Source organism: Roseobacter sp. (assembly GCF_039970775.1).
Taxonomy (GTDB): Bacteria; Pseudomonadota; Alphaproteobacteria; order Rhodobacterales; family Rhodobacteraceae; genus Roseobacter.
In genome coordinates, this window is record NZ_JBDVLG010000065.1 from 64693 (window position 1) to 85518 (window position 20826).

17 protein-coding genes are annotated in these 20826 nt (G+C 59.3%); 9 read left to right on the forward strand and 8 right to left on the reverse strand.

What is annotated here, in order from left to right:
• Positions 1-10: 10 nt before the first annotated feature.
• The 3 genes from ABJH13_RS17965 to hflX all read left to right on the forward strand — a co-directional run bounded on the left by ABJH13_RS17965 (position 11) and on the right by hflX (position 3222).
• Positions 11-1555: a potassium transporter TrkG gene (locus ABJH13_RS17965; protein ID WP_348407599.1), complete on the forward strand. Its 1545-nt coding sequence runs from the start codon at positions 11-13 to the stop codon at positions 1553-1555.
• A gap of 132 nt (positions 1556-1687) precedes the next feature.
• A complete protein-coding gene (gene hfq / locus ABJH13_RS17970; RefSeq protein WP_007119530.1) occupies positions 1688-1927 on the forward strand; it encodes an RNA chaperone Hfq in 240 nt (79 codons plus the stop codon).
• On the forward strand, positions 1924-3222 hold the full coding sequence (gene hflX / locus ABJH13_RS17975; protein WP_348407600.1) for a GTPase HflX: 1299 nt from the start codon (positions 1924-1926) through the stop codon (positions 3220-3222). Before hfq ends, hflX begins: the two co-directional genes overlap by 4 nt.
• Positions 3223-3228: 6 nt before the next feature.
• Here the strand turns inward: hflX and ABJH13_RS17980 are convergent, their stop codons facing one another.
• Both ABJH13_RS17980 and ABJH13_RS17985 read right to left on the reverse strand, forming a co-directional pair.
• Entirely contained in the window at positions 3229-3792 is a 564-nt protein-coding gene (locus ABJH13_RS17980; protein WP_348407601.1) for a pseudouridine synthase, read from the reverse strand.
• Positions 3793-3796: 4 nt separating this feature from the next.
• The gene (locus tag ABJH13_RS17985) at positions 3797-6262 is read right to left on the reverse strand and encodes a penicillin acylase family protein (protein WP_348407602.1); all 2466 of its coding nucleotides are present in this window, start codon (positions 6260-6262) and stop codon (positions 3797-3799) included.
• Between the two features lie 103 nt (positions 6263-6365).
• On the opposite strand from ABJH13_RS17985, the gene ABJH13_RS17990 reads away from it, so the two are divergent.
• Complete coding sequence (locus tag ABJH13_RS17990) at positions 6366-7235, forward strand: NAD(P)-dependent oxidoreductase (protein ID WP_348407603.1); 870 nt, start codon at positions 6366-6368, stop codon at positions 7233-7235.
• 42 nt (positions 7236-7277) lie between these two features.
• Here the strand turns inward: ABJH13_RS17990 and ABJH13_RS17995 are convergent, their stop codons facing one another.
• Both ABJH13_RS17995 and hemB read right to left on the reverse strand, forming a co-directional pair.
• Positions 7278-7844, reverse strand: a complete 567-nt coding sequence (locus ABJH13_RS17995; RefSeq protein WP_348407604.1) for a YSC84-related protein — start codon at positions 7842-7844, stop codon at positions 7278-7280.
• A 106-nt stretch (positions 7845-7950) separates the two neighbouring features.
• Entirely contained in the window at positions 7951-8955 is a 1005-nt protein-coding gene (hemB, locus tag ABJH13_RS18000) for a porphobilinogen synthase (RefSeq protein ID WP_348407605.1), read from the reverse strand.
• Between the two features lie 120 nt (positions 8956-9075).
• Here hemB and ABJH13_RS18005 point away from each other — a divergent pair, with 120 nt between their 5' ends.
• Positions 9076-9603, forward strand: coding sequence for a component of SufBCD complex (locus ABJH13_RS18005; RefSeq protein ID WP_348407606.1), 528 nt, complete (start codon positions 9076-9078; stop codon positions 9601-9603).
• A gap of 33 nt (positions 9604-9636) precedes the next feature.
• Positions 9637-13101: a transcription-repair coupling factor gene (gene mfd / locus ABJH13_RS18010; protein WP_348407647.1), complete on the forward strand. Its 3465-nt coding sequence runs from the start codon at positions 9637-9639 to the stop codon at positions 13099-13101.
• On the opposite strand, the gene ABJH13_RS18015 is transcribed toward mfd, so the two are convergent.
• Together ABJH13_RS18015 and ABJH13_RS18020 are read right to left on the reverse strand one after the other, a co-directional pair.
• Positions 13102-14322 (reverse strand): multidrug effflux MFS transporter, encoded by a 1221-nt coding sequence (locus ABJH13_RS18015; protein ID WP_348407607.1) that lies wholly within the window; start codon positions 14320-14322, stop codon positions 13102-13104.
• 243 nt (positions 14323-14565) lie between these two features.
• Complete coding sequence (locus ABJH13_RS18020; RefSeq protein ID WP_348407608.1) at positions 14566-15207, reverse strand: DsbA family oxidoreductase; 642 nt, start codon at positions 15205-15207, stop codon at positions 14566-14568.
• Between the two features lie 250 nt (positions 15208-15457).
• On the opposite strand from ABJH13_RS18020, the gene ABJH13_RS18025 reads away from it, so the two are divergent.
• A complete protein-coding gene (locus ABJH13_RS18025) occupies positions 15458-16087 on the forward strand; it encodes an XRE family transcriptional regulator (RefSeq protein WP_348407609.1) in 630 nt (209 codons plus the stop codon).
• Positions 16088-16101: 14 nt separating this feature from the next.
• Here ABJH13_RS18025 and ABJH13_RS18030 read toward each other — a convergent pair whose 3' ends face one another.
• Positions 16102-17817, reverse strand: coding sequence for an extracellular solute-binding protein (locus ABJH13_RS18030; RefSeq protein WP_348407648.1), 1716 nt, complete (start codon positions 17815-17817; stop codon positions 16102-16104).
• Positions 17818-18252: 435 nt separating this feature from the next.
• Between ABJH13_RS18030 and ABJH13_RS18035 the strand changes: the two genes are divergently transcribed.
• Complete coding sequence (locus ABJH13_RS18035) at positions 18253-19038, forward strand: 3-hydroxybutyrate dehydrogenase (RefSeq protein WP_348407610.1); 786 nt, start codon at positions 18253-18255, stop codon at positions 19036-19038.
• A 20-nt stretch (positions 19039-19058) separates the two neighbouring features.
• Complete coding sequence (locus ABJH13_RS18040) at positions 19059-20096, forward strand: patatin-like phospholipase family protein (protein WP_348407611.1); 1038 nt, start codon at positions 19059-19061, stop codon at positions 20094-20096.
• A 2-nt stretch (positions 20097-20098) separates the two neighbouring features.
• Here ABJH13_RS18040 and ABJH13_RS18045 read toward each other — a convergent pair whose 3' ends face one another.
• Positions 20099-20812 (reverse strand): DUF502 domain-containing protein, encoded by a 714-nt coding sequence (locus ABJH13_RS18045; RefSeq protein WP_348407612.1) that lies wholly within the window; start codon positions 20810-20812, stop codon positions 20099-20101.
• Positions 20813-20826: the final 14 nt, after the last annotated feature.

The window sequence follows — 20826 nt, forward strand, 5'->3', positions numbered from 1 at the left end:
GATGGGCCGGATGCCATATACCAAAAAGCGCCGCAGCGCGCTGGATCAACTGATCGATCTGCCGTTGTTTTTGCTGATCTTTGGGGTGGCGTCGGTGTCGATGTTGATCCCGGCGGTGCATGGCGGCGCGGCGCGTAATATCGACAGCGCGCGGATGTTTTTCTACTGCGCACTTCTGGGCCTGACGCTGTTTTCGCTGATCGCCATCGCGATGGCAGGGCGGCAACCGCGTTATGGCGGATTGGGGTCACTGATGTCGCTGTTTTCGACCTTTGTGTTCCTGCCGGTGTTTCTTGCGGTCCCGCTTTATGAGGGGCTCGGCACGACGACATTTATCAACGCCTACATGGAAATGGTCAGTTCGGTGACCACCACTGGGGCCACGGTATTTCAAGACCCGGCACGGCTCGATACCACGCTGCACCTGTGGCGCGCGATGGTCGGTTGGATGGGCGGCGCGGTGATGTGGATCGCCGCATCGGCGATCCTGGCGCCGCTGAACCTGGGCGGGTTTGAGGTGACGGCGCAGGCCGAACCGGGTCAGGTTGACGCGCGTACCAGCCTGATCGGGCGGGCCGATCCGCGGCATCGGTTGTTGCGTGTTACGGGTGCGCTGCTGCCGATCTATGTCGGGCTGACGTTGCTGTTGTGGGTGCTTTTGATCATCAGCGGCGATGTGTCGCTGGTGGCGCTGTGCCATGCCATGTCGATTATGGCCACATCGGGCATATCTCCGGTGGGGGGCGTCGAATTTAGCGGGTCAGGGATCACTGGCGAGGCGTTAGGCCTGTTGTTCATGTTCTTTGCGCTGTCGCGGTTGACGTTTTCGTCCGACACGATCACCGCGACCCAAGGCGGGTTGCGCACCGACCCTGAGTTCCGATTGGGCATCGCACTCGTCATCGCTGTGCCAGCGATTTTGTTCGTGCGCCACTGGTTGGGCGCATTGGATGTGGCGGCAGAAAACAACATGTTAGAGGCCGCACACGCGTTGTGGGGTTCTGTTTTCACGGTCATGTCGTTTCTGACGACCACAGGGTTCGTCAGCGAGCATTGGGGGCAAACGCAGGCGTGGTCGGGGCTGCAGACGCCCGGGCTGATCCTGATGGGGCTTGCATTGATGGGCGGCGGTGTCGCCACGACGGCGGGCGGCGTTAAGTTACTGCGTGTGTTTGCGCTATATCTCAATGGGTTGCGAGAACTTGAACGTCTGGTGCATCCGTCGTCGGTCAGCCGCGCGGGGCGGGATGCACGGCGGTTGCAAAGCAACGGGGCGTTCATTGCGTGGATCTTCTTTATGCTCTTTGCGCTGACCTTGGCCTTGCTGACCATGATGTTGGCGCTGCTGGGGGTTTCGTTTGAGGACGCCTTGGTGTTGAGCGTCGCGGGCCTGTCCACGACGGGGCCGCTGACGTCAATTGCGACGGACGCACCGATTATGCTGGGGGAACTCAGCGCCCCTGCGAAGGCGGTATTTTGCGCAGCAATGGTGTTAGGGCGGCTTGAAACCTTGGCCATTATCGCATTATTTACCCCCGACTTGTGGCGTTCCTAGCCGGAATTGCACCTTTAGGTCCGTAACGGACTGTTTTTTGGGGTGGAATCTCCTGAACGGGCGCTTCATAGTTAAGACATGAGGGGCCAGCCCGATCTGCGGGCTGTGACAAGAACAAAGGCGAGTGCTAAAATGGCGTCGGACAGACAGAACCTTCAGGATGCGTTCCTGAACCATGTTCGCAAGACAAAAGTTCCTGTGACGATCTTCCTGATCAACGGTGTGAAGCTGCAAGGCGTCATCACCTGGTTTGACAATTTTTGTGTGCTGCTGCGTCGGGATGGTCAATCCCAACTGGTCTATAAGCACGCGATTTCTACGATCATGCCGAGCCAACCGATCAGCTTATATGAGGGCGAAGACGCTTCTTGAGCAAACCGCCATTTCAAGTCGAGAATGATGCCGCGTCACGGGTTACCCGCGCGTGGGTTTTGCATCCCGACATAAAATCAGATCCGAACCGCCGTCTTGCCGACCATGGGTTGGCCGAGGCCATATCACTTGCGCGGGCATTGCCCGAGCTTGAGGTCGTGGGCGGTGATATCGTGCCGCTCAAAACCGTGCGTGCAGGTATGCTGTTCGGCACCGGCAAGATCGACGAACTCCACGATGCGCTGGAAGAGCGCGATATCGAATTGGTGCTGGTCGACGGCCCTGTCAGCCCCGTACAGCAACGCAACCTGGAAAAAGCCTGGGGGGTCAAAGTGCTGGATCGCACCGGGCTTATCCTAGAGATCTTTAGCGATCGTGCCGCCACCCGCGAAGGTGTTTTGCAGGTTGAAATGGCAGCCCTTAGCTACCAACGCACACGTTTGGTGCGCGCCTGGACCCACCTTGAACGTCAACGCGGTGGTTTGGGGTTTGTGGGCGGTCCGGGGGAAACCCAGATTGAAGCGGACCGTCGTGCCATTGACGAACAGCTCGTGCGGTTGCGGCGCCAGTTGGACAAGGTGGTGAAAACACGTGCGCTTCACCGTGCGGCGCGTGCCAAGGTACCTTATCCGATTGTCGCGCTTGTGGGCTATACCAACGCGGGTAAATCGACGTTGTTTAACCGGCTGACGGGTGCGGATGTGATGGCCAAAGATATGCTCTTTGCCACGCTCGATCCAACGATGCGGCGCGTGCAATTGCCTGACGGCCCCGAGGTGATCCTATCTGACACGGTGGGGTTTATCTCTGATCTGCCGACCGAACTGGTCGCGTCCTTTCGCGCTACGCTCGAAGAGGTTTTGGCCGCTGATGTGATCTGCCATGTGCGCGATATTTCGCACCCCGAAACCGAAGAGCAATCCGAAGATGTGCGCGAAATCATGGCGTCGCTTGGGGTGCCCGAGGACCGGCCCAGCTATGAGATTTGGAACAAGCTGGATCTGATGTCAGAGGAGGCCGCCGACGCCATGCGCGCGCGCGCCGACAGAGACGACAACGTCTTTGCGATCTCGGCGCTTACCGGCGAAGGGATCGATGCCCTGCTGGGCGCGGTCACCGGCGAAATCCAAGGAACCAAGCGCGAAACCCGCCTGCATCTGACGTTTTCGGAAGGCAAGAAACGGGCGTGGCTGTTTGATCAGGATCTGGTCACCACAGAGACGCAAACCGAAGATGGGTTCGACATTGTCGTGCGTTGGACGGCGCAACAAGAAGGCCGCTACGTACGTCTGTAGCCAGTTCTAAAGCCCCGTGTAGCTGGCATACCGCCACGCGCCGGGTGCCAGCGCATTTAGCTGCCATTCGCCGATTTGCACCCGGATCAACCGCAGACACGGCAGCCCCACATGCGCGGTCATCCGGCGCACCTGCCGGTTGCGGCCTTCGCGAATGGTGATCTTGAGCCACGCATCCGGCACCGACTTGCGAAACCGCACAGGCGGGTCGCGCGGCCACAATGGGTCTGGCGCATCAATGGCGCTGATCTGTGCGGGTTTGGTGGGCCCGTCTTTTAGGTCAACCCCGGCGCGCAGCCGGGCCAGTGCGGTCTCATCCGGGGTGCCTTCGACCTGCACCAGATAGGTTTTGGCCATTTTATGTTTGGGGTTCGCGATGCGCGCTTGCAGGCCACCGTCATCGGTCAGCACCATCAACCCTTCGCTGTCTTTGTCCAGACGTCCGGCAGGGTACACACCCGGCACATCAATGTACTGCGACAACGTTGGGCGCGGGGACCCTTCGGTGCCTTTGTCGGTGAACTGTGACAGCACACCAAACGGCTTGTGGAATAACACGACATTGCCCATCCCCTTACCTTTCTGGGCGCAACAACGTCACACCTGCCGACGCCGCGCGCGCCAAGCCTTCGTCCAGCGACATGGGGATGTATTCGCCCCGCCGCCACAGCTGTGCCAGATCGTCATAGTGCCGCGATAGAAAATGGCCCGATTGGCCCGTCGATGTAATAAAGACCGAACTGTCGGGGTCGGCAAAATCATAGACCCCGCGGTAGGCCGCCCCGTGTGAGTTCTCAAACGGGTTGGGTCCGGTGCCTTTGGTGACGCCGCGCTGCAACGTATTGTCACCGCCGTTGGTGGATTGGCGGATGTTCACGAAAAACCGCAACAACGGCACCTCACCCAGAACAGGGTGGTCGTGGGTGGCCTGATGCGCATCGCCCCAGCGCAGGGTTTCCAGCGCAGGGCCCCAGGTTTCTTCGATCCACAGCAGGGCGTCATCCAGCGCGAGACGCGCCATATCGGCGCAGGTTTCGACCGGGGCAGATTGGATCACGTCGCACCACACTGCAGCCCCGTCGACATTGCGAAACGCACGTTCGATAAACAAGGGCTCCACGTGGGTCAGTTCGCTTGCCAGTGGGCCCAGTTCATCGCGCACCATCCGCGCCTGCAAACGGCGCAACCACGTGGCGTAGATCAGAGGCTCTGGCATGTGTTCGTTCATTTCGCCCGACCAATCGGCCAGCAGCGCCAGTGCGCGTTGGCGTTGCCGTAGGGGCGTGCCTTCGGCGGCGGCCTCACCGGTAAACCACAGCTCTGCGCCGATCAGTGGTAGCAGCGACCGGGCGGTAAAACTAACCGTGTCGAGCTGCGCCTCGATAAAGCTGTCACGGGTGTGGACTTCGCGCGCCTGCATCAGCCGTTGCCAGCGTTGGATGCGTTGCGTGTCGCCCCAATCAAAGGACACGTGATTGGGAAAGGGGCGGTCTACGGTTTTGTTGTTGGTGTTGCCAAGGATCCCACCATTGGGCGCGATGAATTCGGGGTTTGACCGATATGGCAGCCGCCCCTGCCACCGGTTGGCGGCGATCCACCCCGGACTGGGTAGCCGCCCTTGGCTTTGGTGGTTGGCGTCGCGCCGCGGCATCGCACCGATCAGTTTCATCGCGATACCTTTGCGATCGACCAACGTGAGGTTCATCGCGGGCGCAAGGAACCCAGCAGCGCTTGCGATGCCTTCACGGATGGATTTGGCCTCCATCAGCTTGAGGGCTGCCATCATTGAGGTGTCATTTGGGCTGAGGACCGTCCAGGCCACAGAGGCCACATGGCCCGGCGGCGTGATGCTGGCCAAATTGTAATGGCTGCCCGGCAAAACGGGGCCATTGTCTGTCCAGCGCAGGGTAATGGTGATGGGGGCCGCGTCCTTGATCTGGATGATCGACGACCGGGTCTGGAACGGTTTGAACCCCTGCGGCGTGCGGTATTCTTCGGGGTTGGCGGGGTTGAGTTCTTCTATGTAGGCGTCTTGGTCGTCCAAATAGGCGTAGGTCAAACCCCACCCCAAATCGTCACTGCGGCCACTTAAAACCAACGGCATACCGGGGATGGTGGCGCCGATCACGCCGCCCGATTGCAGGTTCAGCCGCGCCAGATACCATACGGCGGGGGCGGTGAATTTCAGATGTGGGTCATTGGCCAGCAATGTCCCCCCAGACGCAGATCGCGTGGGGGCTGCGGCCCATGCATTGGATGCGCCCGCCAGATTGCGCCGGTTAAAGGGCGACAGCGGGTGGTCGGACATGGGCGTTGTTTCGGCAAAACGCGACACGCCCGGCACCAAGCTGGCGTATTCGGGCAGGGCCGCGACACCGGCGCCCGGCGCGTCAGGCAAGATATCACGTAGGCGCGCGGGGTCGGGCAGGGCCAGTGACATGCGCGCACGCAGCACTTCGGTATCGAGCTGTCCGGCCAGTTGCAGCCCCATCAATTTGATAATCGCCAACGAATCGGCAGGCCGCCAGGCAGACACCGGCGCATTGAACAAAAACATCTCGGGGGCACCACGGCCCAACGCACGGTCGTTGATCTCGTCCAGCCGGGCGTTTACGCCGGTGGCATAGGCGCGCAGCACTTGCATGGTGTGGGGGTCCTGCGCCTCAACGGACGCAACGGCGCGGGTGTATAAATCAAGCCGCCGCATCAGGGTATCGATGGTCACGGTGGCTTGGCCAAACACCTCTGACAGGCGCCCCTGTGCCGTCCGGCGCAGCATGGTCATTTGCCACAGCCTGTCCTGCGCGTGCGCATAGCCCAGTGCATAAAACGCGTCTTGGTCGTTTTGCGCAAAGATATGCGGCACGTTGGCGTTGTCGCGTATGATCTCGACCTCGTCGGTCAGATACGGCAGCGTTAACGTTTTGTCGTAGGTCGGCAGGGATCGCGAGGCCAGATAATAGACCATGCCAATCCCCAGCACGACCAAAACCACCGCTGTGGCCGTCAGCCGCATTAACCATTTAAAGATCAACGCCATGCATGCCTCTTGTCTAATCGGGGTCGATTTGTTGACCCTAGCGCCCTGACTGTTAGGTAGGTCAGGAGTGTAAAGCAACACGTAATAAGGGAAGGATAATCACATGGCCAAACTGGCTTTTCTAGGACTGGGCGTAATGGGGGCCCCAATGGCGGGGCATTTGCAAAAAGCTGGCCATCATGTGACTGTCTACAACCGCACCGTGTCAAAGGCCGAAGACTGGGCCAGTGCGCATGGTGGTGCCATGGCCAAGACCCCGCGCGAGGCCGCGCAGGATGCCGATTTTGTGATGTCTTGCGTTGGCAACGATGATGACCTGCGGTCTGTGTGTTTGGGCGACGACGGTGCCTTTGCGGGGATGCGGTCGGGCGCGGTGTTTGTTGACCACACAACCGTGTCGGCCGCTGTGACGCGTGAATTATACGCGGCGGCGAATGACAGCCAGGTCAGCTTTGTCGATGCGCCGATCTCGGGCGGGCAGGCGGGTGCGGAAAACGCCGCCCTGTCGATCATGTGTGGTGGCGACGAAGGTGCCTACAACCGCGCGCTGCCCATCATGGAGATCTATTCCAAGATTTGCCGCCGGCTAGGCGACAGTGGCGCAGGTCAAATGACCAAGATGTGCAATCAGATCGCCATTGCCGGGTTGGTTCAGGGCCTCAGCGAAGCGTTGCATTTTGCCGATAAGGCGGGCCTGGACGGGCGCGCGGTCGTTGAAGTCATCAGCCAAGGCGCTGCGGGCAGTTGGCAGATGAACAACCGGTTTGAAACCATGCTGGATGACAAATTCGATCATGGCTTTGCCACGGATTGGATGCGCAAGGATCTGGGGATCTGCCTGTCGACCGCAGATGAAACCGGGGCCAGCCTGCCGGTCACGGCGCTGGTTGATCAGTTCTATAAAGATGTGCAGAAAATGGGGGGTGGCCGCTGGGACACCTCTAGCCTGTTCAAACGGTTGCAGGCTCTCTGAGACGCAATCGGAAAGCCCCGCAGCGTTGCGGGGCTTTTGCGATCAGGGAATGATGCGGCTGTATTTGGTGCCTTGCAGCGTGGCCCCGATCAACAGACCTGCACGCCCGAACACCGCCGCCTGAACCGGCGACAATGCCGTTGTGCTGTCGGCTTTGAGGCCATCGCCCTGATCGGAAATGACGTATTCCACATCGCCACCCAAGGCCCAACCGGGCGACCGGCGGAAATCTGTCAGCGCCTCTTGCGTCAGGAAAAACAACACATGTGCGTATTGCTGGGCACCGATCTGCAACCCGCCCGTCAGCTGTGTGGTGGAATAATAGTCCACGGTCGCATCGTTGACCCGCAACGCGCCGCGCCCATATGCACCGCCAAAGCCAAAGCCTGCCTTGGTCACCAGTGGCATCACCAAAATACCGTTGGATTTCGCGGCCACATTCACCGTCGTGGGGTAGCGTCTGTACATCTCGGCCAGGGTGGCATCGACGCGCGCGTCAATTTGGCTTGCGCCGCTTGAACCGATGCCGTTGCCACAGGCCGCCGTCACCGACGCGCCAGCCAAAGCACCTAGGGTAAAGCCCCGGCGCGTAATCGAGATAGGTTTCATGGTATCCGCCTGTAAAATGTTGCTCAGATGTCGGTTTTCCCGACTTATGCGCGAACATACGCCGATCAACAGGCCGTGTCACCCCAAAGCTGGGTGACTGCGCGGCTTACCGCTGTGCGTTTAAAATCCGCGCGGCAGCCGGGGCAAAATAGGTTAAAATTCCGTCACAACCCGCACGTTTGAACGCCATCAGGCTTTCGATCATGGCGGCGTCTCCGTCGATCCACCCGTGGCCTGCAGCGGCCTGTATCATGCTGTATTCGCCCGAGACCTGATAGGCATAGGTCGGCGCGCCAAACCCGTCTTTGACCCTGCGGCAAATATCCAGATAGGGCAGGCCCGGCTTGACCATGACCATATCGGCCCCCTCGCGCAGGTCGCGTTCAATCAGGCGCAAGGCTTCGTCGGAATTGCCCGGGTCCATTTGGTAGGTTTTCTTGTCCCCCGTCAGCGCCCCTGACGCGCCCACCGCGTCCCGGAACGGCCCATAAAACGCCGATGCGTATTTGGCCGCATAACTTAGGATCATCACGTTTTGATGGCCTGCGGTCTCTAGCGCGCTGCGCATCGCGCCAATGCGGCCATCCATCATATCAGACGGGCCAATGATATCTGCGCCCGCGTCGGCCTGCGCCAAGGTCATCTTGACCAACGCCTCGACGGTGGCGTCATTGATGATCTCGCCGTCCACAACAAAGCCGTCGTGACCGTTGATGTTATAGGTGTCCAGCGCCACATCCGTCATCACGGCGATCTCGGGCACCGCCTTTTTGATCGCCCGGATCGCGCGGTTGGCATGGTTGTTGGGGTCCCAGGCCCCGGCGCAATCTTCGGTGCGCTCTTCGAGACCGGTGTAGGGGAAAATACAGATCGCGGGGATGCCCAGATCCGCGGCTTCGCGCGCGGCCTCAACGATCTTGTCGACGGACCGGCGAAACACCCCCGGCATCGAGGGAATAGGCTCTTCGATCCCTTCACCCGCCCGCACAAACACCGGCCAAATGATATCGGAGACCTCAAGGTTGTTTTGCCGGGTCAATGCCCGGATCGCGGGGCTTTGACGGGCGCGGCGAAAACGGGTCGCAGGAAAGGAGCTTTGGGTGGGGCGCATGCAGATCTGTCCGGTTTTTGTGACACACCCTGAGTGGCACGAATTTTTAACCCTGCCAAGGGTATGAATTACCGCCCCATATCGCTAAGAGGGGGAAAACAACCAGCAAAAGCCAGCCCTTTGAGTTTTTATCAGAACGTCTTTGAATTGATTGATCTGCGGTCGTTTTCGAACCTGTGGTTCTGGATCGCGCTGGCGGTGTTGTGGTCGACGGCCAGCCATTGGGTGCTGGGTGTGCCCTATGATATGGTGGTGCGCGCGCGCCGATACGGGGGCCAATCGACGCAAGACCTTGAGGATATAGCCCGTATCAACATCAACCGGTTGTTGTTTATTGGGCAGGTGTCGGGGCTGTGGTTGCTGGGGCTTGGGTGTTTTTTGCTGACGTCACTGGCGGTTTTGGGGGTCTTTTACGGTGTGGAATTGGCGCAGGCGCTTTTCCTGCTGGGGCTGCCCATGTCGATCGTGTGGCTGCTGTCGCTGTCTACGGCGCGGCTGATCTACCTCGAATCCGCGACCGGTGAAGCCCTGTGCAGCAGGCTCACACGGCATCGGCTTTATGTGCAGATTATCGGGGTGATCTCGATCTTTGTAACCGCGCTGTGGGGGATGTACCAAAACCTCGCGGTTGGGCCATTGGCGGGTTGACACCCACCGCAGGAGCGCCAATTGAAACACCCTATGGCAGATCCATCGCATATCACCGTGTCTGGCGTCCCCGAAGGGTTTGACGCGCGCTTTTTACGTGACGAACTGGCAAAATCCGGCGCGCCCATTGTACATGTGGCGCGCGATGACAAACGCATGGCCGCGATGCAGTCCGCGTTGCGGTTTTTTGCCCCTGATATCCCTGTGTTCTCATTTCCCGGTTGGGACTGTCTGCCCTATGATAGGGTGTCGCCCAATGCCGATATTTCGGCGCAACGGATGGCAACATTGGCGGGTCTGGTGCATGAGATGCCAGACCAATTCATTTTACTGACCACGTTGAACGCAGCGACCCAACGCGTGCCCGCCCGCGCGACGCTGCGCGGGGCTGCGTTTACCGCCCGCGTGGGCGACCGCGTCGATGAGGCCGCATTGCGCGGGTTTTTGGTGCGTATGGGGTTTGTGCAAAGCCCCACCGTCACGGAACCCGGCGATTACGCCATTCGCGGCGGCATCATGGATATTTACCCGCCCGGCGACTTGGGGCCTGTGCGGCTGGATTTCTTTGGTGATGTGCTGGACGGGGCGCGCCGGTTTGATGCGGCGACCCAACGCACCACCGAAAAGCTGGATCAGGTGGATCTGGCGCCCGTCTCTGAGGTGATCTTGGACGAGGCTGCCGTCACGCGGTTTCGCCAGAACTACCGGATCGAGTTTGGCGCGGCTGGTACCGATGATCCGCTCTATGAAGCGATCAGTGCCGGGCGCAAACACCAAAGCGCCGAACATTGGTTGCCGTTTTTCCACGACACACTCGAGACCCTGTTTGACTATCTGCCCGGCGCCGCGATTACCTTGGACGATCAGGTCACGCCCAGCCGTTTGGCGCGGTGGGATAGCATTGCAGACCAGTATGAAACCCGCAGGTTGGCGATGGCGAACCGGTCCAAAATGGACAGCGTGTACAAACCCAGCCCGCCGCATGCGTTGTATCTGGATGATGCCGCGTGGGTCGCGGCCACGGCGGACCGGCGGGTGTTGCAACTGGCGGCGTTACCACAGGCCACCGGGTTGGGCGTGATTGATGCGGGTGCGCGGTTGGGGCGGAATTTTGCACCGGAACGACAGCAGGAATCGCTAAGCCTTTTTGGGGCCTTGGCGGACCACATTAAGGGAAAGCTGACAGATGGGCCTGTCCTAATCGCCAGCTATTCGGAAGGCGCGCGCGAACGGCTGACCGGTCTGATCGAAGACGAGGGCCTATCCGAAGTCATCCCCATTCCGAACGCCACGCGCATCGGTAAAACGGGGCTGCATCTGGCGGTGTGGGCGCTTGAGCACGGGTTTGAAGCCCCCGGTCTGACGGTGATTTCTGAACAAGACGTGCTGGGTGACAGGCTGATCCGCGCCACCAAACGCAAACGCCGCGCCGAGAATTTCCTGACGGAAACCCAATCCCTCAGCCCCGGTAATCTGATCGTGCACGTCGATCACGGGATCGGGCGGTATATGGGCCTAGAGGTGGTCACCGCTGCGGGGGCTGCCCATGAATGTATCTTGCTGGAATATGCGGAAAGATCAAAGCTTTACCTGCCCGTTGAAAACATCGAACTGCTGTCAAAATACGGCCATGACGAAGGCCTGCTAGACCGGTTGGGCGGTGGGGCATGGCAGGCCAAAAAGGCCCGCCTCAAAGAACGCATCCGCGAGATGGCGGACAAACTGATCCGGATCGCTGCGGAACGTGCGCTGCGCAAGGCGCCGGTTCTGGACCCGCCCCCCGGCGCGTGGGATGCGTTTTCCGCGCGGTTCCCCTATCAGGAAACCGACGACCAGCTAAGCGCCATCGAACAGGTGATCGGGGATCTGACGTCGGGCAACCCGATGGACCGGTTGGTGTGTGGCGATGTGGGCTTTGGCAAGACCGAAGTCGCCATGCGCGCGGCCTTTGTCGCCGCGATGTCAGGCACGCAGGTGGCGGTGATTGCACCGACGACATTGCTGGCCCGACAGCACTATAAATCATTCGCAGAACGGTTCCGGGGGTTCCCGATTGAAGTGCGTCAGCTCAGCCGCTTTGTGACCACAAAAGAGGCCAACGCCACCCGTGATGGCATGTCGCGCGGGACCGTGGATATCGTGATTGGTACGCATGCGTTGCTGGCCAAAGGCGTGCGGTTTCAGAACCTTGGCCTACTGGTGATCGACGAAGAACAGCATTTTGGCGTGACCCACAAAGAACGTCTGAAACAGATGCGCAGTGACATTCACGTGCTGACCCTGACCGCCACGCCGATCCCACGGACGCTGCAACTGAGCCTGACGGGCGTGCGCGATCTGAGCATCATCGGCACGCCGCCCGTCGACCGTTTGGCGATCCGCACTTATGTCAGCGAATTTGACACCGTCACCCTGCGCGAGGCGCTGTTGCGCGAACATTACCGCGGCGGGCAGTCGTTTTATGTGGTGCCGCGCATCTCGGACTTGCCGGAAATCGAAGAGTTCCTCAAAGATCACCTGCCCGAATTGACCTATGTTGTGGCGCACGGCCAGATGGCCGCAGGCGAGCTTGATGACAGGATGAACGCGTTTTACGACGGTAAATTCGATATTCTACTGGCCACCACAATTGTTGAATCCGGGTTGGATATTCCGACGGCCAATACGATGATTGTGCACCGGTCCGATATGTTTGGTCTGGCGCAACTGTACCAAATTCGCGGTCGGGTGGGGCGGTCTAAAACGCGCGCCTACGCCTATCTGACGACCAAACCGCGCGCCAAACTGACCGATGCGGCGCAAAAACGTCTGCGCGTCTTATCGAGCCTTGATACGCTGGGAGCTGGGTTTACTTTGGCCAGCCAAGATCTGGACATTCGCGGCGCGGGCAACCTGCTGGGCGAAGAACAATCAGGCCAAATGCGCGATGTGGGCTTTGAGCTCTATCAATCCATGCTCGAAGAGGCGATTGCCAAGATCCGCAGCGGCGAGATGGAAGGCCTATCGGAGGCAGATGACCAATGGGCGCCGCAGATCAATCTGGGTGTGCCGGTGTTGATCCCCGAAAAATATGTGCCTGATCTGGACGTGCGTTTGGGCCTGTACCGACGGCTAAGCAGCCTGACCACCAAGGTGGAACTCGAAGGGTTCGCGGCGGAATTGATCGACCGGTTTGGCAAGCTCCCACGGGAGGTTAACACATTGATGTTGGTCGTGCGGATCAAGGCGATGTGCAAAAAGGCCGGCATTGCCAAGCTGGACGGGGGCCCCAAGGGGGCGACGATCCAGTTCCATAATGACAAGTTCGCCTCGCCGCAGGGGCTGGTGGAATTCATCCAAGATCAACGTGGATTGGCCAAGGTCAAAGACAACAAGATCGTGGTGCGCCGCGATTGGAAGGCCGATACCGATAAGATCAAGGGCGCCTTTGCCATTGCTCGCGATCTGGCAGAAAAGGTCGTTGCCGCGAAGAAAGCCAAACGCGCCAAGGCGGGCTGATCATTCAGCCGGTTGGCGCGCCTCGACCCGGCCCATTTGACGCATCACGATAAACGCCAATGTCGCCATAAGCAGAACGGCCCCAACCAGCGGCCGCAACGTGCCATCAAACAGCAACCCAATCGGCGAGGCAATCGCAGCGCCCAGCACGGTCGACACCGCGCCAATGACGCTGGCGGCCATGCCCGCGATATGCCCCATAGGTTCCATCGCGATGGCGTTCAGGTTGCCGATGGTCAGCCCCGCCTGAAAGAACACATAGGCCTGCCAGACCGCAAAGATCGCAAAGGCGCTGGACCCAAAGATGGCATTTTGCGTCAAAACCAGCAGCGACAGCACAAATTGGATCCCCAGTGCGGTTGTGATCAGCCGCCGCATCCCCAACCGCCCAACCAGCACCGCATTGAGGAAACTCGCGATCGCCGACACCAGCGCGATGCCACCAAACCACAGGTGAAACGTGTCTTGCTTGTCAAAGATCTGTTCGTACACCGGCTGGATCAGCATCAACAACGTGAACAACATCGCCATGCACAGCGTTTGCGCGATGATGGACAGCCGCACGATAGGGTGCTCGAACATCTCACGGATGGCCGCCACCATCAGGTGTGGCCGCAACGGGCGTCTGTTTTCGCGGGCAAGCGTTTCGGGCAGCCGCAGCCCCAGCCACAAAACCGAGATTACCGAAAACACGATGAACGCCAAAAAGATGCCGCGCCAGCCCGACGACAAGATAATCATATGCCCCAAGGTGGGCGCAAAGCCGGGGACCAGCGTAAAGATCATCATGACAATCGACACGATCTTGGCCATGTCGCGGCCGGAATAAAGATCGCGGATCAGCGCAATGGATACCACCCGCGGCCCTGCGGCCCCGATGCCCTGAACAACCCGCGCCGCCAAGACGATTTCGAAGGTAGAGCTGGCCCAAGCCACGGCAGAGGCTGCGATATAGATTGCGGCACCGCTGATCATGACCGTCTTGCGACCAAAGGCATCCGACAGCGGCCCGGTGAAAAACGTGCCGATCCCCATGCCCAGAACAAACGCCGTCATGATCAAGGGCGCACGGGTGGGGATGTCGGGTGTTAATTCCCGCGCGATATCGGGCATGGCAGGCAACATCGCATCAATGGAAAATGCGATGGTTGCAAACATCATCGCCATCAGGGCAATGAATTCGGCACGCGCCATGGCGGGCTTGGGTGAACTGGACGGCATGATGTGATCTCCCACGGGTCGCATCGCAATTCACGCGCGGTCACCGTTGTGGCGCACCTTAGCGCCGACTGTCAGATAACGTCAAAGGGGAGATGCGATTTATTTGCGGTGACGCGTGAGATTCCGCATTTTATTCAGCGCCTTGCCTTTTAATGACGCGCGGCCTCACCTGCCACAGCCGGTGGTGCATTTTACGGGGGCCGCACATGTCTGCAGCGCCCCATTTTGTAGCCGGCGGTGGTGCTAGGCGTCGGCGGTCAGTTCTGCGATCACCTTTGTCCAGAGTTCGGGCGGTTGCGCACCGGGGACTGCGTGTTTGCCTGCCACAATGAATGTCGGGACAGAGCTAACGCCCATCGACCGGCTGTGTGCGTCGCGGCCGCTGATGTCTTTGGTGTCCGCGTCTGATTTTAGCAATTTGCGCACGACGGCGGCGTCCATTTCGATGGCATCCGCGATGTCGGCCAGCACGTCGTGGTCTCCAATGTCGCGGGTCTCAACGAAATACGCCTGAAACAGCGCAGCGACGGCGGCCGTTTGGCGCCCTTCGATCCCCGCCCAATGGATCAGACGGTGTGCATCCAGAGTGTTGGGCGTGCGTTTCATGCCTTCGAAGTCAATCTTTAGACCGGCGGCTTGGGCGTGTTCGACCACCGGTGCATAGGCGCGTACGGCACCGTCTTTGCCGCCAAATTTACCCTCAAGATAGGCGCGTCGGTCCATGCCATCGCGCGGCATGTCGGGGTTCAATTGAAACGGGTGCCATTCAATCTGAAATGGGTGGCCGGGGTGGTCGGCAAGCGCTTTGTCCAGATGCGCCTTGCCGATATAGCACCAAGGGCAGATCGGATCAGACATGATGTCGAGCTTGATAGGGTCGGTCATTTATGGGCCTCGAATGGGGCGCACCGGGTGCGCCAGATATTGTGCCATACGGCAGATGAATGTCTCGACGCGGCGTGAGGGCATGCGTCAGCTTATATCAGACATAGGTGCCCGGGTCGTGCGCGTCCAGTAGAGGAGACCCGCAATATTTCGCGGCCCTGCATCTGGCGCCCGTATGCGGCATGTTTGGCTCTGCGGCACGGGCGGCTGGTCCGTTGCAAGCCCGCGCGGTTGTGCCTATAAATCCGCCATGACCAACACAGACCCCAGAACGCTCATTAAAATCGCCCATGACGGTGCCACAAAAGAACAGGGCGTGCCTGTTGATCTGGGGCAGCGGGTGCGGGAACTGCGCAAGGCGCGCGCCTGGACGTTAGAGCAAGCCGCAACGCAGGCTGGGCTTGCACGGTCAACGTTGAGCAAAATCGAAAACGGCCAGATGTCACCGACCTATGACGCGTTGAAAAAGCTGGCTGTGGGGCTTGAGATCTCGATCCCTCAATTGTTTACGCCACCGCGTGCGGGGCAGGTAAACGGCCGCATGGCGGTCACAAAGGCCGGGCAGGGCGCGCAACAGGCCACCGTGACCTACGAGCACGAGCTGCTGTCAGAAACGCTCACGAAAAAGCAGATGTTGCCCTATCGCACCCGGATCAGGGCGCGCACCATGGACGAATTCGACGGCTGGGTGCGTCATGACGGCGAAGAATTCCTGTATGTGTTGACAGGGGTCGTGCGGCTTTACACGGAATTCTACGAACCCGTTGAAATGCGGCGTGGCGACAGTGCCTATTACGACGGCGCGATGGGCCATAACGTGGTGTCGCAAAGCGCCGAAGACGCCACCGTTTTGTGGGTGACGTCTCTGGTTGGTCCCTGATTGGTCTCAAGGACTTAGGACGGGTCGAACCACCACATCTGCGGCATATATTCGGGCCCATCCCCATAGATCGGCAAGGTTTCGGGGAATTTCATCTGCGACAGATGTGCGATGCGCCCGTTGGTGAACTGCCAAAAAGGCACCACATAGCGGCCGGCTGTCAGTACCCTGTCTAATGCGCGCACGGCCACGTTGAACTCTTGCGCGCTGGTGGCGGCCAACATCGCATCAATCATACCGTCCACTGCCGGTGACGCGGCCCCCATCAAATTGCGCGACCCCGGTTGTGATGCCGCATCTGACCCCCAGTAGAAGCGTTGTTCGTTGCCCGGCGACAGTGACACCGCCCGCCGGAAAAGGGTCATGTCAAAGTCAAACGCGCCCTCGCGTTCGGTGAATTGCGCGCTGTCGGTGGTTTCCAACCGGACAGATACGCCCAGACGCTCCAGGGCGCGCATGTAAAGGTCCGCGATCGCCAGGGTTTCGCTGCTGTTTTGGGGCAACAGAATGGTGAACTGCAACGGCGTGCCGTTTGCGTTTTTCATCACCCCATCTTGCGGGGTCCAGCCGGCCTGTTCGAGCAGGGTCATCGCGGCGCGGATGCCTTTGCGGTTGCGCAGCGATCCATCGCTGACCGGCAGGCTGTATCCATCAAGCGTGCCGGGCAGCAGATCCGCCGCATAGGGTTGCAACAGGGCCGTCACTTGTGGGTCCGCCCGGCCGGGATGCATCGCGAGGCCAGAATTCGAGAAATACGACGTGATACGCGGCTGCGCGCCCCCCGTCAGCGTGTCGTTGATATATTCAAAGTTGAACGCTTGGATCATCGCCTCGCGGACGCGCCAGTCATCAAAGGGTGGCGTGCGGGTGTTCATCACAAACCCCGTCATGCCAGATGGTTTTTGGTGCGGCAGCTCTGATTTCACCATCTCGCCACGGGTCACCGCCGGAAAATCATACTGGGTGTGCCATTTTTCGGCATTGAATTCGCGCAGTGCCGAAATATCACCGGCTTTCAGCGCCTCAAACATCACCGAGGCATCGCCATAAAAATCGAGCTTTACCGTGTCAAAGTTAAACGTGCCGCGCCGCAATGGCAGGTTGTTGCCCCAATAGTCGGGATTGCGGGACAGCTCAACAAACCGCCCAGCCTCGTAGTCGGACACCACATAAGGGCCCGTGCCCATGGGGATATCTGCCAGCGGCGCATTGGCAAAATCACGCCCCTCCCATTGAGCGCGGCTTAGAATAGGGCGCATCCCGGCCAGCAACGCCAATTCGCGGTTGTCGGTGTTGAAATCGATCCGCACGGACCGCGGCCCTGTTTGGGTGATGCTGTCGATCTGTTGCGCCAGCCCCAGATACCTCGGGTGCCCGTCGCGGCCCAATATATCGTAGCTAAAGATCACATCGTCGACGGTCACGGGGGTTCCATCCGCAAAACGCGCGTTTGGCCGGAGGGTAAAAGACACCCAAGACCTGTCGTCCGGCACCTCGACCGATTCGGCCAGCAGACCGTAAAGCGTAAAGGGTTCGTCCCAAGACCGGCCCATCAGGCTTTCATGGGTGAAAAACCGCAACTGCCACGGCACGGTGCCTTTGCGCACAAATGGGTTGAGGCTGTCAAAGCCGCCGGTGTTGCCAAGCGTAATCGCGCCGCCTTTGGGCGCATTCGCGTTCGCGTAGGGCAGTGACACAAAATCAGGTGGAAGAGCAGGGGCACCATACATAGATATCCCGTGTGCGGGCTCTGCAGCGCTGATTTGGGCCGATAGAATCGCTGTGCCAATGGCCGCCGCCCGCCAAACCGGACGCAAAAAAACTGCACGCATTTTTCAGACTATTCCCTTCGGCCCTTGTTTTCTTGGGGTGAAGACTAGCTGGGAATTTCCACCTTATCAAACTTTTAGCTTGGCGCGCGGCGTGAGATTGCTTATACCTAACCTACTGCTCGATAGGTTTCTTGCCTGTATGAAACCTGCCTCAATAACTTAACGCCTGCTTCGTGCAGGCGTTTTTTTTTGGCTGTTCCAAATTGTGTGTCGGACGCATCGAAATGTGATGGCACGAACCGGCCATTGCGAGGAAAAGACGTTTCCTTTGCACACGCAGCACGGCATGATGTGTGCAATGCAGCATAGACGTTGCGATAGAGAGGCAGTTTTATGGCGTATGAAATTTCGCTGGCGGGCAAGACCGCCGTCATCACGGGTTCGAATTCGGGCATTGGGCTGGGCGTCGCGTGGGAATTGGCGCGGGCGGGCGCAGATGTGGTGCTGAATTCATTCACCGATTCGGATGAAGATCACGCCTTGGCCCAAAGCATGGCCGACGAAACCGGCCAAACCGTGCGTTATATTCAGGCTGACATGTCCAAGGGCGATCAATGTCGCCGTCTGATCACAGATGCGGGCAAATGCGATATTCTGGTGAACAACGCAGGCATTCAACACGTAGCACCCATCCCTGAATTTCCGGCTGAAAAATGGGATGCGATTATCGCGATCAACCTCAGCTCGGCGTTTCATACGACGGCTGTTGCCTTGCCGATGATGCGCGCGGCGGGGTGGGGTCGGGTGATCAATATCGCCTCGGCGCATGGGCTGACCGCGTCGCCCTATAAATCGGCCTATATCGCGGCCAAGCACGGGGTTGTTGGCCTGACCAAAACCACCGCGCTTGAAACCGCAAAAGAACCCATCACCGCCAATGCGATTTGCCCGGGGTATGTTTTGACGCCCATCGTTGAAAAGCAGATCCCCGACACGATGAAAGAATATGATATGACCCGCGAAGAGGTCATCGAGAACGTGATGCTTAAACGGCAACCCTCCAAGGAATTCGCAACCGTCGAACAAATGGGCGGCACCGCGACCTTCTTGTGTTCGGACGCGGCGGCGCAAATCACCGGCACCACGCTGAGCGTCGATGGCGGCTGGACGGCGCTCTGACCCCCCAAAAAGGACGTAAAATGGCAGTGAAACGGATCAATCTGGCCCTGCAAGGTGGCGGCGCACATGGGGCGTTCACCTGGGGCGTGCTAGACCGGCTTTTGTCCGAAGATGACCTACATATTTCGGCGATTTCGGGCACATCTGCGGGCACGCTAAATGGGGCAGCCCTCAAGGCCGGCATGATCGAGGGCGGCCGTCAGGGCGCGCGCGACCGGTTGGATTGGCTGTGGGCCGAGGTCGGCGCGCGGCCTGACCTGAACATACCCGCGTGGATGTCGCCGTTTTCATTGTCAAACGTCAGCCAAGCGTTGGAATATTCTTGGCCGGTCATGGCCGCGGATGCGTGGTCACGGGCGGTGTCGCCCTATGCCTACGGGCCGTTTTACCGCAACCCGCTGCGCGATATTGTCGAGCAGTTCGATTTTGGTGCGGTCAATGACCAAGGCGACAAGGGCCCGTGTTTGTTCATCTGTGCAACCCGCGTGCGCAACGGCAAGGTGCGCGTGTTTAAAGACAGCGAGATCAGCACCGATGCGATCCTTGCGTCGGCCTGTTTGCCTACGATTTTTCAGGCGGTGGAAATCGAAGACGCCGAAACCGGTATGACCGAAGCATTTTGGGATGGTGGCTATACCGGTAACCCCGCGCTGTTTCCGTTGTTTAAACCAGCGTTGCCGGATGACATCGTGGTGATCAATATCAACCCGTTGGAACGCACCGAATTGCCACGCAGCGCGCAGGCCATTCAGAACCGGATCAACGAGATTAGCTTTAATTCGTCACTGTTGCGCGAATTGCGCGCGATTGAATTTGTGCAAAGGTTGTTGACCCAAGGCACCCTGTCGACGGATCAGAAAAACCGGGTGCTTGTTCATATGATCGCCGATGATGCGCTGATGAACGAGCTGTCAGTGGCGACAAAACTGGTGCCCACGGCCTACACATTGGCGCGGCTCAAAGAGGCGGGGCAAAAGGCGGCGGATGAGTTTCTAACGCACCACAAAAAGGACCTGAACGTCCGTAGTTCTGTCGATTTGGTCGAGATGTTTCAGTAAATTCAGGTCTCTTCGGGGGTGTTGGGGTCTTTATCGTTGGGATAGACCAGCCCCGCAGAGATCACCAATTTTGCCGAATCTTCGACCGACATGTCCAATTCGATCACGTCATCGGCCGGGAAAAACAGCAAAAACCCCGATGTGGGGTTGGGTGTGGTTGGCACGAAAATGCTGAGCATGGGTTGCCCGTCGTTGCCGCGTGCCGCGACTTCGCCCTTGGTGGTGGTCGAGATGAACCCAATCGCCCAAATGCCCTTGCGCGGGTATTCGATCAGGCAGGCTTTTTCAAACGACCGATCTGATTGCGCAAATACCGTCTCGGAGATCTGTTTGATCCCCGAATAGATGGTGCGCACGACGGGGGTGCGTTCGACCAGGGTTTCGCCAAAGCGAATCAGCGAGCGTCCGATCAGCCCCTTGGCCATCCACCCAACAAGCACAGTGAACAGCAAAAATATCACTACCCCGATGCCGCGGATGTTGATCTGGATTTCAGGGTCAAGCCCCAGCCAGTCTTGCAGCACCCGGTCGGGCTGGTAGGACCCCGGCACCAGCGGCAGCACAAACCCATCGATCCACCCGACCACGGACCAGATCAACCAGAGGGTCAATCCAACGGGGGCAATCACCACCAACCCGGTTAAAAACGACGCACGTAACCACGACACGATGCTGCGGCGCGGGAGGTGTGGTTCGGGATCAAACGGGGTGTTCATGTGACGTTTCTCTG

Coding starts and splice junctions, on each gene's coding strand:
- ABJH13_RS18030 (WP_348407648.1), bottom strand. CDS start 17,817: ATGTATGGTGCCCCTGCTCTTCCACCTGATTTTGTGTCACTGCCCTAC.
- ABJH13_RS18045 (WP_348407612.1), bottom strand. CDS start 20,812: ATGAACACCCCGTTTGATCCCGAACCACACCTCCCGCGCCGCAGCATC.
- ABJH13_RS18020 (WP_348407608.1), bottom strand. CDS start 15,207: ATGACCGACCCTATCAAGCTCGACATCATGTCTGATCCGATCTGCCCT.
- hfq (WP_007119530.1), top strand. CDS start 1,688: ATGGCGTCGGACAGACAGAACCTTCAGGATGCGTTCCTGAACCATGTT.
- ABJH13_RS17990 (WP_348407603.1), top strand. CDS start 6,366: ATGGCCAAACTGGCTTTTCTAGGACTGGGCGTAATGGGGGCCCCAATG.
- ABJH13_RS17995 (WP_348407604.1), bottom strand. CDS start 7,844: ATGAAACCTATCTCGATTACGCGCCGGGGCTTTACCCTAGGTGCTTTG.
- ABJH13_RS17980 (WP_348407601.1), bottom strand. CDS start 3,792: ATGGGCAATGTCGTGTTATTCCACAAGCCGTTTGGTGTGCTGTCACAG.
- ABJH13_RS18040 (WP_348407611.1), top strand. CDS start 19,059: ATGGCAGTGAAACGGATCAATCTGGCCCTGCAAGGTGGCGGCGCACAT.
- ABJH13_RS18025 (WP_348407609.1), top strand. CDS start 15,458: ATGACCAACACAGACCCCAGAACGCTCATTAAAATCGCCCATGACGGT.
- mfd (WP_348407647.1), top strand. CDS start 9,637: ATGGCAGATCCATCGCATATCACCGTGTCTGGCGTCCCCGAAGGGTTT.
- hemB (WP_348407605.1), bottom strand. CDS start 8,955: ATGCGCCCCACCCAAAGCTCCTTTCCTGCGACCCGTTTTCGCCGCGCC.
- ABJH13_RS17965 (WP_348407599.1), top strand. CDS start 11: ATGCCATATACCAAAAAGCGCCGCAGCGCGCTGGATCAACTGATCGAT.
- ABJH13_RS18035 (WP_348407610.1), top strand. CDS start 18,253: ATGGCGTATGAAATTTCGCTGGCGGGCAAGACCGCCGTCATCACGGGT.
- ABJH13_RS18015 (WP_348407607.1), bottom strand. CDS start 14,322: ATGCCGTCCAGTTCACCCAAGCCCGCCATGGCGCGTGCCGAATTCATT.
- ABJH13_RS17985 (WP_348407602.1), bottom strand. CDS start 6,262: ATGGCGTTGATCTTTAAATGGTTAATGCGGCTGACGGCCACAGCGGTG.